We start from the raw sequence: 15,013 nt of genomic DNA, 5'->3' as shown, positions 1-15,013 counted from the left end.
TTTTTTTATAATTTAACATAAGCTTATTGTTAATTATACTGAAGAAAATTCTGTAATCAATAAATTTGCATACATTTTTAAAACTAAAACTACGAGAGAAGTCTAACTTTCTCCTCATTTGTTGAAACAACTATTCTTCTCTCGATTTTTTAAAAAAATACTCCCTAAAGAAATCTAGTAAAGTGTATTTCGTACACTAATTAAATTGCCAAATTCTCAAAATTTCTTTCCAAAACTTATTTCAAAATATCTATTTCTCAAAAAATATTTAAACATATGATGAATTTAATAAAGCTTTGAAAAATTATTAAAAAATGATTAACGAACATTTGTTAGTTTTTTTCTTTTGATTATTTTAGTCGTTCAAATTATCACAAAAAAAATGAGTAAAAATTTAACAAAATTGGCTTGTCTAGCTATATTTTGCAGCTATAGCTATGTCTCTGCTCAACAGAAAACGACAGATAGTGTGGTTGTAGAAAAAGTAGAATTAATACAACCAAGAGAAAACAAAGACAAAGTTGATGTGCAGTTTTATGGATTTATCAGGAATGATATTTTTATGGATACGCGTCAAATGATTGGAGCAGGAGAGGCTTTGGTGCCGCTTTATCCAAAAGATCGTTTATCGGATGTAAACGGTGCTGATATCAATGCAGCTTCTAAATTTCACATGTTATCGATTGTTTCGAGAGCTGGTGTTAATTTGAAAGGTCCAGAATTACTTGGAGCTAAAACTTCTGGTATTTTAGAGGGAGAATTTTTTGGAGCAACAGAAGGAGGAATCAACGAGTTTCGTTTGCGTCACGCATATGTGATGTTGGATTGGGAGAAAACGCAATTATGGATTGGACAATATTGGCATCCTTTCGTTGTGTTAGAAGCTTTGCCAAATGTTGCAAATTATGGAACTGGTGCGCCTGTTTATGCTTTAAATCGTAATCCTCAAGTTCGTTTAACGCATAAATTTACTGACAAATTTAAAGTTATTGCTGCTTTACATTCTCAAAGAGATTTTACTCCAAATACAGAGCCTTTCCGAAATAGTGGAATGCCAGCGGCTCATCTTCAATTTCAATATAAATCACAAGTTTTTACTGCCGGAATTGGTGCTCAATATGAAAACTTGAAGCCAAAATTATCTTCAGGAAATCCACCTGTTAAGTCTAATGAACGAGTTGAAAATGTTTCGTTTATGGCTTATTCAAAGTTAAATACAAAACCTTTACAAGTAACTTTTGCTGGATATTTGATGCAAGATGCGTCGTCTTTTGTACAACTTGGTGGAATTGTAGGTTATCAAACAAGTCCGATAGCTGTTGAAACATACAAACCGATGAATACACATAGTATGTGGATTGATTTGCAACAAAACTCAACAGGAAAATTTTCGTTCGGATTATTTGCAGGTTATGTTAGAAATAATGGTGTTAAAGATCCTGTAGAAGAAGCAATTGCATCAACATCTTATGGTGTAACGACAAATTGGGGCGCAATTTCGGCAACTCCAGGTACACGAACTGTAAATTATTTGTACAAAGTAGTTCCTCGTTTAGATCTTACCTTAAGCAAAGCCTTAAAATTTAGATTCGAATATGATCGTAGTACAGCACAATGGGCAGATGCGACGATAAAAGGTACGGGAACCGAAAACAAATATTTAGCAAATAACAATAGATTTCAACTTACCACATTATTTAACTTCTAATATCACACAAAAAACATGAGTACAAATACTTTAGATACTTCGCAAACAGTAGCGAAGAAGGATAATATTTTCCAAATTATTTTAGCATCATCTGTCGGAACCTTAATCGAATGGTACGATATGTTCTTGGCAATCATCTTAGCTAGTGTATTATCAACACAATTATTTCCTAACGATGGTTCGTCACATTTCTTAGAAACACTTGCAGTAGTGGTTTCATCATTTATGTTTCGTCCGATTGGTTCATTAATTTTTGGAAGTATTGGAGATCGTATTGGTAGAAAATATTCATTCTTAGTTTCTTTAATTATGATGGGAGCAGCTACATTCTTGATTGGTTGTATTCCAACTTTTGATAGTGTAGGTTGGTTTGCTCCTGTTTTATTATTGTTTTGCCGCATTATGCAAGGACTTGCAATTAGTGGAGAATATGCAGGTGCGGTAATTTATGTAGCAGAACATGCTCCAGCAGAGAAACGAGGATTTTATACAGGGTTTATTCAAGCAACTGTTCCAATTGGATTATTATTATGTTTAACAATTGTTTTCTTAACACAATCATTTTTATCAGAAGAGGCTTTTGCAAGTTTCGGATGGAGAATTCCATTCTTATTTAGTGGAATATTAGTGATTTTGAGTTACTTTATTCGTCAACGTTTACATGAAAGTCCAATTTTTGAACAACTAAAAAAAGAAGGAAAAACATCTAAAACTCCAATTAAAGATGCTTTTACAACTCCAGGAAATGTAAAGTTAATGTTAAAGGCTATTTTTGGAGGAAATGCTGCGCAAAGTACAATTATGCAAACAACATTATTCGTAACACTTTTCTTCTTGCAAAGAGCGGTTAATTTACCTTACGAAACAGTTTTAATTGTTGTTTTATGTTCTACATTATTTAGTTCATTTTTCTATCAATGGTTTGGTGCATTAAGCGATAAAATCGGGCGTAAACCAGTTATGTTAGGCGGAATGATTTGTAGTTTTATCTTAATTCCATTATCATTTTTCTTGTACATGAAATTAGGAAATCCAGAAGGATTGAAAGAAGTTCATGATATTTCGAATTTAGCAGTTTTCGGAATTGTTATTGTAAGTTTAATTACTTCAATTGCAGGAGCAGCAACTTACGGACCACTTGGCGCATTTATGTTAGAAATTTTCCCAACTAAAATCCGTTATACAAGTATGGGATTTGCACAAAATATGGGAAATGGATTTATTGGTGGAGCAACGACTTTTGTAACGGAATTAATCAAAAGTACGATTATCGTTACGGCTGCTATGTCGCCTTATATCGGATTAGCTTATCCATTGATATTAATCTTTATTGCGATTTTAGTGAATTACTTTACAATTCCAGAAACATACAAAACAGATTTAACAGAAGATAATTAAAATCAATAATAGACAAAATGTAAAAATCCTTCAAGCAATTCTTGGAGGATTTTTTTAGAGGAATTAAATTTCAATGCAAAAAAAATCCACTCAAACGAATGGATTTTTTTATTGTATCAGAAATATTATTTTTTCTTTTTTGTATCAACTGCTCCTGATAATTCAGATCCAGCTTTAAATTTAGCTACTGTTTTAGCAGCAATTTTAATTTCTTTTTTAGTTTGTGGGTTGATACCTGTTCTTGCAGCTCTCTCAGAAGTTGAGAAAGTACCGAATCCTACTAAAGCAACTTTGTCTCCTTTTGCTAAAGCTTTAGTTACATTTTCTGTAAATGAGTTTAAGGCTTTTTTAGCAGCTTCTTTAGAAATTCCAGCGTCAGCTGCAATCGCATCGATAAGTTCTGATTTGTTCATAGTTGTAACTTTTTAAATTAATTTATACACAAATATACTCTTTCCCTTTATTTGTGCAAGTTTCAACGCAAAAAATTTCAAGAAAAATGCAAAATTTTATGAAATCTGTGTCAAAAATCAGTAAATAAGTACTTATTTTACGAATAAGGTATCCTCGTTTTGATGTCCATTGATGAAATCTTTGGCTGTCATACGACGCTTTCCTTCCGGTTGAAGTTCTAAAATTTCGTAAACTCCTTGAGGTAGATTGATATAAAGGTTATTTTTTTGTAAAATTAATTGATAATCTTCTCCTTCAACAACAATATCCGTTTTTAGACCTGCATATATTTTTAACGATTTATAATTTTCGCCAGTTCCAAAAGTTGTCCACGCACATGGATAAGGAGAAAGTCCTCTAATCTTATTGTGAATAGTATTGATTGAATCGTTCCAATCTATTTTACAATCTTCCTTAAAGATTTTTGGAGCATGTTTTAATTTTGTTGTTTCATCTTGCGGATGAGGTTTTAATGAATCATTTTCTAAACCATCCAACGTTTTCACGACTAATTTCGCACCTATATGCATCAATTCGTCATGAATTTTACCAACATTATCATTTTCTCCAATTTGTACTTTATCAGAAATTAAGATATTTCCAGTATCAATTTTTTCATCAATTAAGAAAGTTGTTACTCCAGTTTCTTGATCGCCATTCATTACAGCCCAATTAATTGGTGCAGCTCCGCGATACTGAGGAAGAAGTGAACCGTGTAAATTGAATGTTCCTTTCGACGGAATTGACCAAACAACTTGTGGCAACATACGAAAAGCTACAACAACAAAAACATCAGCATTCCAGCTTTTTAATGTTTCGATAAAAGCTTCGTCGCGTAATTTTTCTGGTTGTGCCAAAGGCAAATTATGTTCAACTGCATATTTTTTGACATCAGAAATATTCATTTTTTGTCCTCTACCAGACGGTTTATCTGGAACAGTAACAACTCCAACTATTTCGTGATGACTATTTGTATTGATTTCATTCAAAGATGTCGCCGCAAATTCGGGCGTACCCATAAAGACTACTCGCATTTTTATTCTATTAGTTTATAAGAATCGAATCCAATTGGCTGAACTCGCATTTCGTCTATCAAATATTGCAATTCTTCGACGATTTTATCTTTTGGCGAATTTATGAATTTTGAAAGGATTTCGGCTTGCGTTTTTGTACCTTCTTTCAAATATTCAATTAAATCAGAAGAATTAAAGCTTTCATTTTGTTTTTTGGATTGACAAACATCACATTTACCACAATTTTGATCAGATTTTTGATTAAAATAGCCAAATAACAAACGTTCTCTACAAATAGTATTTTGTTCGGCATAATAAGCCATTGCTTGCAAACGTTTCCAATTATTCACTTGAATTGCTTCGAAATCTTTCCACAATTTATTTTTAAACGCATTAGAATCGCGCGGAACAAGAAATCTAAATCGCGCTAAAAATCGATCCGAATAATCAATAGAACCATTTTTTGCATATTCGTGTAAGCTATTTCTAATGTCGCCAATACTCATGTGCAATTCGAACGCCATTTTACTTTCCGAAATTTCTCTGTTGTAAGTATAAATTCCAGGGTAATGACGTTGTAAATAATCAAAAATTCGGTTTTCATTCAAATTAATTGAATGTGGTGACGCCAAAATTTGAATGCTACTATTTTGTGAATAATTTTTTTGTTGAATGATTTCTTTAGTATTTAAAAAATCTAAAAATTGAAGAACCATTTTAAGATTTAAACCAAATTTTTCGGCAAATTTTGAAATATCTAACTGATAATTCATTTCCGTTAATTCGCTTTCCGCTAATTGCAATTGACTAAATAAACAATTCCCAATTTTGATAAAATCTTGTTGCGAAGGTAAATTCGCTTTGAAAATATTTTCTGCTTGAATTCGATCATCAGGATTGTATAAATAAATTCCATGTGATTCCTGTTCATCTCGTCCAGCGCGCCCAACTTCTTGGTAATACGCTTCTATTCCTTGAGGTAAATCGATATGAAAAACGGTACGAACATTTGGTTTGTCTATTCCCATTCCAAACGCATTTGTCGAAACCATAATTCGCGAATTACTCAACATCCAATCTTGCTGCTTTTGCTCTTTTTCGTCTTTGGTTAATTTGGCGTGAAAAAAATCGGCATCAAATCCATTTTGACTTAAAAAACTTGCAATCTCGTAGGTTAATTTTCGATTTCGAACAAAAATAATACTCGAACCAGGATATTTTTTTAAATAATAAATCAAATCATTTTTCTTGTCAGCAGAAAGAAAAACATTATACGAAAGGTTTTCTCTTTTTAAAGAAGATTTGAAAACTTCGGGATTATCTAATTCTAATTTTTCAACAATTTCTTGCTGAATTTTCTCTGTCGCTGTTGCAGTCAAAGCTAAGATTGGAACTTTAGGAAGAATAGTTTTTAATCTTGAAATTCGATGATATGCAGGTCGAAAATCATGTCCCCATTCAGAAACGCAATGTGCTTCGTCAACAGCTAGCAAACTAATATTGATTTGTTTCAATCGCTCGACAAAAATTCTACTTTGCAAACGCTCTGGCGAAACATATAATAATTTGATTTTATTGTTTTGACAATCGTCCAAAATTTTTCCAATCGTATTTTGGTCAATTTCATTGGTAATATATGCCGTCAAAATTCCTTTGGATTGTAAATTCTGAACTTGATCTTTCATCAACGCAATAAGCGGCGAAATGACCAATGTTAATCCATCAAAAATAATCGCAGGAACTTGATAACAGATAGATTTTCCTCCACCAGTCGGCAAAATTGCCAACGTATCTTTCCCTTCCAAAACACTTGCGATGATTTCCTCTTGCGGCGTTTTGAAAGAAGGATAATTCCAATACTTAAAAAGAATTTCTTTTGGTGTCAAATTACAAAGCTTTGTTGTAAATTTAGGTAAAATCTGTGATTTTATGTTTAAACTTAAAACTTCATTAGTTAATTTTATGCTTTTATAGGAAAAATAATGGGGTGATTTTAGTTTAATTACTTAATCAATGAATTTATCATTTTTTATATTATCCGATAGATATCCCATTATAATAAACATAAATAATTGAAATCAATAAGACTATAGATTCTATGATCCAAATAAATTTTATCGGAATTTTTATACTTATTATAATAAGTTGTTCAATTAATAAAATAAAAAAGAAAATAATTAATCCAAAAAAAGCGATTGTTCCACCCAAGGCATTTCCACCATTATTATCAATAAAAAGATAGTTTATAGACATAAATAAAAGGAAGAGTTCTAAAATACTCAATACAATTAAAATCGGTGTAAGTTTAAATTTCATTTTAAAACAGTTTCTAGAAATTACAAAGCTTTGTTGTAAATTTAGGTAAAATCAGCGATTTATTAGAAGAATTAATCGATTATACCTTTTCTGTATTTTACAAAAAGTGAAATTTCGTTCACTAATAAAACAATATTAAATCCTAAAAATAAAAGAATTTCCGAACTCATATTGAAGTAAGCCAATCTATCTTGCAAAATAATAAAAGGAATTGCAATTGCGGCTGATAAAAAAATACTGAAAAAAGCAGATTGAATAAGCGTTGTAATGCGAATCATATTTCGTTTTGCAACTTGTGATGGATTAATTATCAAAATAATAGAATTGAAAATGATAAATGCAATAATTCCTGTGTTTATCGATAGAAATGATGATGAATCAAATGATTGAAAGATTGATTTTAAGTTGGAATAAATTCCTTTATCGTAACAAAATTTAGAGAAAATTATGAATGAAATTAGCGTAATACTTATCGTAATTGCCTTATTAATTCTGCTTTCTTTTGGTGTTGCAACTAATCTTTTTCCGGTGAAAATGGAAGGAATATAATTTTTGTTTCCGTCTAAATAATTGTACAACAAAATAATAATGGAAAATCCAGTAAATATAAAAAGTGATAATAGTTGTAAAACTAAATCTTGTTCAATCAATTTATAATTTAAATCAGATTTATAAACTTCATTTGGTACAAAAATATAAATTCCAATCATAGCAACGACATAGAGCTGATATACAATTCCCAAAACAGGATTCAGGTAAAAAGGTTGATTATAATCTTGTAAAACTTCATTATAATTTTTTTGATGTCTGAAACTGCGCGATTCTTCATAAAAATTTGTGGAATTATGAAAAATTATACCAGAAACTGCAATAAAAAATATAGATGCTATTGCTCCAAAAAATACAAAAGCTGTGATTTGATCATCGTAAAAATAATCTGTAATAGTTATTAATAGAGGAGTTATAAGAAATAAAATCCATTTTGGACGAAGATTTATTTGCCAAATTTCTTTGAGAACGAGTGTTTGAAATCCTGCAATTGCTAATCCAAACATCAAGAAAATAAAAGTCATAGAGTAGATTTGGTTAAAAATACTAAAAGTCAACAAATTTGTTGACTTTTAGTATTTGGTTTATTCTGTTATCCCTTCTAACATAAATAAGAAAGCATTTTCTTTAGCATCTTCTTTTAACGACTCAAATCGACCAGAAGCACCACCGTGTCCTGTATCCATATTTGTGTCTAGAAGTAGAATATTATTATCTGTTTTTAAATCTCTTAATTTCGCGACCCATTTTGCAGGTTCCCAATATTGTACTTGAGAATCGTGTAAACCTGTAGAAACATAAAGGTTTGGATAATTTTTAGCTTCGACATTATCATAAGGCGAATATTCTTTCATATAAAAATAATATTCTTCTTTGTTAGGATTCCCCCACTCGTCGTATTCTCCTGTTGTTAAAGGAATTGTATCATCTAACATTGTTGTTACAACATCTACAAAAGGAACTTGGGCTACGATTCCGATGAATAAAGTTGGCTCGTAGTTGATAACTGCTCCCATCAATAATCCACCAGCAGAACCTCCCATCCCGTATAAGTGTGGAGTAGAAGTGTAACCTTTTTGGATTAAATATTTTGCACAATCAATGTAATCAAAGAATGTATTTTTCTTTTCTAACATTTTTCCGTCTTCATACCATTCGCGACCAAGATATTGACCACCACGAATATGCGCAATTGCATAGATAAAGCCTCTGTCCAAAAGACTTAATCGAACCGAACTAAAATAAGGCTCGATCGTGTAACCATATGAACCATAAGCGTAAAGTAGAAGAGGAGTTTCGGCAGAAAGAGGCGTATCTTTTCGACGAACCAATGAGATTGGAACCATTTCTCCATCACGCGCTTCTGCCCAAATACGTTCAGAAATATAATTCTCTTTATCAAAATCACCTATAACAACTTGTTCTTTTTTGATTTCGAATGTTTTATCATTCATGTTAAAATCAATTACAGAAGAAGGAGTTGTCAATGATGTATATCCGTAACGTAAAATGTCAGTATCAAAATCTGGATTTGTGCCAACATTTGCTGTATAGGTTTCTTCGTTAAATGGCAAATAATAATCAGTTGAATTATCCCACGCTTTAATATTCATCTGCAATAAACCATTTGTGCGCTCTTCGATAACCAAATAATTCTTGAAAATTTCGAAACCTTCAATCAATGTTTCTTCACGATGAGGAATCACATCAATCCAATTTTCTTGTTCTGTTTTTTCGACAGAAGTTTTCATTAATTTGAAGTTAAACGCATCATCTTTATTGGTTTGAATATAAAATGAATCACCAAAATGTTCGATTGAATATTCTAAATCACGTTCTCTTTTTTGAAAGATTTTAAACTCAGCATCTGGTTGATTAGAAGGAATATATCTAAACTCGTCAGAAACAGTACTTGAAGATCCAATAATGATGTAATCTCTAGATTTTGATTTGTAAACAAACGCATTAAACGTATCATCTACTTCTTCAAAAACTAAGACATCATCTTCTTGTTTTGTCCCTAATTTGTGTTTCCAAATTTGATAAGCTCGCAATGTTTCATCTTTTATTGTATAAAATAAAGTCTGATTATCAGCCGCCCAAACAGAACCTCCAGTTGTGTTTTCTATTTTATCAGAAAGAATTTCTCCAGTTGTTAAATCTTTGATCTGAATCGTATAAATTCTTCGCGAAACATTATCAACTCCAAAGGAAACCAATTGATTATTTGGCGCCATCGAAATTCCGCCCAATTGATAATACGAATGACCTTCTGCCATTGTGTTGACATCAAAAAGAATTTCATCTGGATTCTCTAAACTATCTTTACGACGTTTATGAATTGGATATTCTTTCCCTTTTTGATATTCTGTCAAATACCAATAACCATTCAATTTGTAAGGAACAGACGAATCATCTTCTTTGATTCGTGCTTTCATTTCCTCAAAAAGCTTGGCTTGTAAAGCTTCTGTTGGTTGTAGAATAGCTTTTGTATATTCGTTTTCTTGGTTCAAATAATCGATAACTTCAGAGTTTTCACGATCATTCAACCAATAATAATTATCGATGCGGATATCTCCGTGTTTTTCTAATTTTTGTTCTATTTTTTTCGCAATAGGTGCTTGCATTTTCTAAAATTTAAGGTGCAAATGTACTATAAAAACTTACTTTGAATAAGTTGTAGTTGACCAAGATTTATCACCTGTTTTATATTCGATGATGATATTATTTCCATTTAAATAACCAATTGTTTGATAATTTCCGTTTTGAGAAATCACTGTTACATGGAAAACATTTTGTTGAGTAGCTGGATAAAATTGTGCAATAACTTTTGAATTTTCTTGGTCGATTAATACAAATTCGTTGTTATTTGTACTTGCTGTCGTGTAATTTTTTCCGTTCGATTTGTAAACGTTTTTGTTTTCTACAGTTTTATTTGACACTTGCGTAACGACTTTATTCGTTGTTTCTTTAACGGTTGTAGTGGTTGTATTTTCTGTTTTAGTTACAGGTAAATCTTTCGCATTTTGTTTTCCAACCTGATTCATAGCAAATGTTAAGGCTTCTTGATAACCTTTTGTAAAATCTTTTTCTTTTGAAGAACCTTCATAAGTTGAAATCACATTATTATTACAGTCTGTAAACGTTACTTTTAATTTATTTTTAAAAGCAACAGAAGTATTTTCAATATTTGCTTTTGTCGCTAAACAAGGATTGATTTGCACATCTAACGGAAAAGAATTTTCATTTATTACTTCATATTCTTTTTTTCTCAAAGCAGTTTTCAATCCTGTATTCAATTGATAATCTTCTTTTACGAAATCTTTAAAGAGTTGAGGAACTATAACATATTTATAATCAGCTACATTTTGTGCTTGTAATGACGATAAAGCAATAAGAAATAAACTTGATAATATAATTTTCATAGCAAGATTATTTAGCCGATAATTTAACTTCTTTCCAACTATTATTTTCAGAAACCTCGTACGAAATTGTATTTCCACTAATGTAACCTACTGAAAAATAATTCAAATTTCCTTTAGTAACAATTACTCTGTAAATTCCATTTTTTAGGGTCGGTTCAAATTTTGCAACAACTTGATTTCCGTTTTCGGACATCAACATAAAACCACCATTTTGCAGTTCTATTTTTTGATAAATAATTGTTCCATCTGTCAACAAATTAGTAGCTGTAACATGAGTTCCTTTTGGTTCGGGCATATATGCAGCTGTTGTTTCTGTTTGGGCTTTTTCTAATTTCACCATTGGAACAGAAGCTTTCGCATTTTGAGATTTCAAAGGATTTAAAGCTAATTTTATTGCTTCTTGGTAACCTTTGTCATATTCTTTAATCTTAGAAGTACCTTCAAATTTTTGAATACTTTTATTAGAACAATCCGTAAAACTTATCTCTAATTTATTATTCAGAAAACTTTTAACTTTTAAAATATCAGCATTCAATGCTAAACAAGGATTTTGCACAACTTCTTGTGGCCAAGCAGATTTATCAGAAGGTAAAACTTCGTATTTTTTCTGCGTCAAAATATATCTTAATCGATTATTTAATTGATATTCATCTTTATCAAAACTAGAAAATTTTTCAGGAATATTGATGTACTTATAATCACTTGTTTCTTGTGCATTTATCGTAGAAAAACTACATAAAAGTATAGCAGCTATTAAATTTTTCATTTAAAAAGTTATTTGTATCAAATATAATAAAATAGAATTGTTTTAACCTAAATGTATTTGTTATGCTGAATTTTTCATTTCAAAATAGTTAATAAAATTGAATCATTTCAAATAATATTATTTTAAAGAAATGATTTATAGATCTGATTATAAATGATTAACTTTATTTAAATTAAAATCATAAAATTATGTCAAGTTTAAAAGATAAAGTTGCGATTGTAACTGGAGCTAGCTCTGGAATTGGGAAAGCTGTTGCTGAATTATATGCCAAAGAGGGTGCGAAAGTTGTGGTTTCAGATATTAATGAAGAAGGTGGAAATGAAGTAGTAGAAATTATCAAAAAGAATGGAGGAGAAGCGATATTTTTTAAAGCGAATACTTCTTCGCCAGAAGATAATGAAGCATTAGTAAATAAAACGCTTGAAGTTTATGGAAAACTTGATATAGCTTGTAACAATGCTGGAATTGGAGGTCCTGCTGAGTTGACTGAAAATTATCCACTAGATGGTTGGAAAAAAGTAATAGATATTAATTTTAATGGTGTTTTTTACGGATGTAAATATCAATTACAAGCAATGGAAAAGAATGGAGGAGGTTCTATTGTTAATATGGCTTCTATTCATGGTAATGTCGCTGCGCCAATGAGTTCGGCTTATACTTCTGCAAAGCATGGAGTTGTAGGTTTGACGAAGAATATTGGTGCAGAATATGGACCAAAAAATATACGATGTAATGCAGTTGGGCCAGGTTATATTATGACGCCTTTATTATCGAATAATTTGAGTCCAGATCATTTAGAATTGCTTGTTACAAAACATCCAATGGGTCGTTTGGGGCAGCCAGAAGAAGTTGCAGAATTAGTTTTATTCTTAAGTTCGGACAAAGCATCTTTTATGACAGGCGGTTATTACCTTGTTGATGGTGGATATACAGCAGTTTAAAATATTTTTGAGCGAATCTTTAAGATTAAATGGTTTTCTATAATTTAATCCTTAATTTTGCCTGAACGAAATACAAACAAACAATGAAATTTTTTATCGATACAGCTAACTTAGCTGACATTAAAGAAGCCCAAGATTTAGGAGTTTTAGATGGTGTAACAACAAATCCATCTTTAATGGCAAAAGAAGGAATTACAGGTCAAGAAAATATTTTGAATCACTATAAAGCAATTTGCGAATTAGTTGACGGAGATGTTTCTGCTGAGGTAATTTCTACTGATTTCGAAGGAATGGTAAAAGAAGGAGAAGCTTTAGCAGCTTTAAATCCTCAAATCGTAGTTAAAATTCCTATGACGAAAGATGGTGTAAAAGCGTGTAAATACTTTTCTACAAAAGGAATTAGAACAAACGTGACTTTAGTTTTCTCTGTAGGACAAGCATTATTAGCTGCAAAAGCTGGTGCAACTTACGTTTCTCCATTTATCGGACGTTTAGATGATATTTCGACAGATGGTTTAAACTTAATCGAAGAAATTCGTTTGGTTTATGATAACTATTTGTATGAAACTCAAATTTTAGCAGCTTCAGTTCGTAATACAATGCATATTGTAAACTGTGCAAAAATTGGTGCTGATGTTATGACAGGGCCTTTATCATCAATCTTAGGATTGTTAAAACACCCTCTAACAGATTCTGGATTAGCACAATTCTTAGCTGATTATGCAAAGGGAAACCAATAAATTGAAATAGAATTTTCTATATATGAGTCGCTTAAAATTAAGCGACTTTTTTTATGAATTTATATTAATGAAAAGCTTTTAATTATCAAGTTGATAAAAATAGTGTTAATAAATAAAAAAAGATATTTTATTATGAATAATATAAAACTATTAATTGTAAATTGATAAAAGTATTAGAAACTAAAACATTTCTTATTAGTATGTTAAAAACATTTATTTTATTATCAGTCACACTTGGTATTCCTTTTTTATTAATTATGTTTCTTTACGGAAGCACATTTTTCAAGAAAGATATCAATAATGACTAATAATTTTTTCCATTTACTAGAATAAAAAATCCTTCACTTGTATGAGCGAAGGATTTTTTTATGATGGTTGATAAATGATTATTTTATAACAACTCTTTTGTTGATTTCCATTTGTTTTCCAACAACTTTGATGATATAAACACCTGGAGTTTTGAAATTAACTTCAACTTCTTTTTGATTTGATGAATTTGGAACTTCATTAATTAATTGTCCGTTGAAATTAAAAACAGAAACTTTCTGAATTGATTTCGAATTATTTTCAAGTTTAACTTTAATCGAACGATTTGTTACATTGTAAACTGAAACATCATCACGCTTTTGATATTCGAAATCTCCAGTTCCTAAATTCGAACCCCAAATTTTTTCTGCATATTCTGGATGATCAATAAATGGGTTTCTATTTCCTTGGTATCTGTATACTAAATTATTAATATCTTTTTCACGATCAGAAACAGGATCATTTAAGTGCCAAGTCATTAATATTTTCAAGAATGTATCTGTAAAAACTTTATCTTTTGTTTTATTAAACATAGCATAAGTCCAACTTTGAATACCATTTTCTTGATAGCGTGTAGCAAAATAAAAATAAGCACGAGCGATATCCCCTTTGAACTCATCAATTGGCTCGAAAACTGTTCCAGAATATCCTGCAGAGTATCCTGAATTTAAGTTACTTCCTAATTTAGAGCCATTTAGTGATGTGTATGTTGCATTACCAACAACACCATGAGGATAGTTACTTCTCATACCATTTACTTTACCATCTGTTGGCCATATATGTAAAGGATCTGAAACCATAGGCGAATTTTTACTAAAAACACTCTGAGGGATTAAGTGCTCTCTATTGTAACAATCTCCTTCATTCTTATAATTTCCACATTCTTTTTGACCAGGTGTAAAATTATATGGATCTTTAGTTGTAGCAATTTCAGAATAAATGTCTAAAATGGTATTATCTTTTTCATAATACTTATCTTGAAATCCATTATCAGAATCTGTTTGTCTATATAACCCTTTTAAAGCATCATAACTTTTTGTTGTATGACCTTTTATTATATTATACAGCTGAGTTTTTAATACGAAACCGCTACCAGTTGCATTGTTGTAATAATTAGCGGGTGCTTGAGCCAATAGGTTAGAACCTACTAAAATAATACTAAGGTGTAAAATTATTTTTTTCATATAGTATGAATTTAAAAAGAGAATTAAGATACGAAAAATATCTTAATTTTCTCATTATATTATTTAATAATTATTTATTGAATATATAAGCGTTTTTCAAAATTTTTAAATTGAAATTATTTAAATTTAGTTGTTCAATAAGTGGAAGCTTTTTATTATATAACAAAATTGTAGAAATCTGTTTCATATATTTTATCTTGAAAAGGTTACAAAT

General features: G+C 30.5%; 13 protein-coding genes. 4 read left to right on the top strand and 9 right to left on the bottom strand.

What is annotated here, in order from left to right:
• Positions 1-382: 382 nt before the first annotated feature.
• Positions 383-1,708 carry a DcaP family trimeric outer membrane transporter gene (locus B4E95_RS06810; protein ID WP_291090828.1) on the top strand — a complete coding sequence of 442 codons (1,326 nt, stop codon included), beginning with the start codon at positions 383-385 and terminating at the stop codon, positions 1,706-1,708.
• A 15-nt stretch (positions 1,709-1,723) separates the two neighbouring features.
• On the top strand, positions 1,724-3,106 hold the full coding sequence (locus B4E95_RS06805) for an MFS transporter (protein WP_291061634.1): 1,383 nt from the start codon (positions 1,724-1,726) through the stop codon (positions 3,104-3,106).
• A 125-nt stretch (positions 3,107-3,231) separates the two neighbouring features.
• Here B4E95_RS06805 and B4E95_RS06800 read toward each other — a convergent pair whose 3' ends face one another.
• The 8 genes from B4E95_RS06800 to B4E95_RS06765 all read right to left on the bottom strand — a co-directional run bounded on the left by B4E95_RS06800 (position 3,232) and on the right by B4E95_RS06765 (position 11,628).
• Positions 3,232-3,519, bottom strand: a complete 288-nt coding sequence (locus tag B4E95_RS06800; protein ID WP_019975917.1) for an HU family DNA-binding protein — start codon at positions 3,517-3,519, stop codon at positions 3,232-3,234.
• A 132-nt stretch (positions 3,520-3,651) separates the two neighbouring features.
• A complete protein-coding gene (gene fmt, locus B4E95_RS06795) occupies positions 3,652-4,593 on the bottom strand; it encodes a methionyl-tRNA formyltransferase (protein WP_291090826.1) in 942 nt (313 codons plus the stop codon).
• 2 nt (positions 4,594-4,595) lie between these two features.
• On the bottom strand, positions 4,596-6,458 hold the full coding sequence (locus B4E95_RS06790) for a RecQ family ATP-dependent DNA helicase (RefSeq protein WP_291090824.1): 1,863 nt from the start codon (positions 6,456-6,458) through the stop codon (positions 4,596-4,598).
• Between the two features lie 148 nt (positions 6,459-6,606).
• Positions 6,607-6,888: a hypothetical protein gene (locus B4E95_RS06785; RefSeq protein ID WP_135836558.1), complete on the bottom strand. Its 282-nt coding sequence runs from the start codon at positions 6,886-6,888 to the stop codon at positions 6,607-6,609.
• 71 nt (positions 6,889-6,959) lie between these two features.
• Positions 6,960-7,961, bottom strand: coding sequence for a hypothetical protein (locus B4E95_RS06780; protein WP_291090822.1), 1,002 nt, complete (start codon positions 7,959-7,961; stop codon positions 6,960-6,962).
• 60 nt (positions 7,962-8,021) lie between these two features.
• Positions 8,022-10,064, bottom strand: a complete 2,043-nt coding sequence (locus tag B4E95_RS06775; protein ID WP_291090820.1) for a S9 family peptidase — start codon at positions 10,062-10,064, stop codon at positions 8,022-8,024.
• A 36-nt stretch (positions 10,065-10,100) separates the two neighbouring features.
• A complete protein-coding gene (locus tag B4E95_RS06770) occupies positions 10,101-10,862 on the bottom strand; it encodes a hypothetical protein (protein WP_291090818.1) in 762 nt (253 codons plus the stop codon).
• Between the two features lie 7 nt (positions 10,863-10,869).
• Complete coding sequence (locus B4E95_RS06765; RefSeq protein ID WP_291090816.1) at positions 10,870-11,628, bottom strand: hypothetical protein; 759 nt, start codon at positions 11,626-11,628, stop codon at positions 10,870-10,872.
• A gap of 188 nt (positions 11,629-11,816) precedes the next feature.
• Here B4E95_RS06765 and B4E95_RS06760 point away from each other — a divergent pair, with 188 nt between their 5' ends.
• Both B4E95_RS06760 and fsa read left to right on the top strand, forming a co-directional pair.
• The gene (locus B4E95_RS06760; RefSeq protein ID WP_291061646.1) at positions 11,817-12,569 is read left to right on the top strand and encodes an SDR family NAD(P)-dependent oxidoreductase; all 753 of its coding nucleotides are present in this window, start codon (positions 11,817-11,819) and stop codon (positions 12,567-12,569) included.
• Between the two features lie 83 nt (positions 12,570-12,652).
• On the top strand, positions 12,653-13,309 hold the full coding sequence (gene fsa / locus B4E95_RS06755) for a fructose-6-phosphate aldolase (RefSeq protein WP_125349844.1): 657 nt from the start codon (positions 12,653-12,655) through the stop codon (positions 13,307-13,309).
• A 386-nt stretch (positions 13,310-13,695) separates the two neighbouring features.
• On the opposite strand, the gene B4E95_RS06750 is transcribed toward fsa, so the two are convergent.
• Positions 13,696-14,799: an endonuclease gene (locus tag B4E95_RS06750; protein ID WP_291090814.1), complete on the bottom strand. Its 1,104-nt coding sequence runs from the start codon at positions 14,797-14,799 to the stop codon at positions 13,696-13,698.
• Between the last annotated feature and the right edge of the window lie 214 nt (positions 14,800-15,013).

It is taken from the genome of Empedobacter sp. UBA7494 (assembly GCF_002478465.1).
Taxonomy (GTDB): Bacteria; Bacteroidota; Bacteroidia; order Flavobacteriales; family Weeksellaceae; genus Empedobacter; species Empedobacter falsenii_B.
The sequence above is the reverse complement of the archived record's forward strand: the minus strand, read 5'-3'. Positions and strand labels throughout refer to the sequence as shown.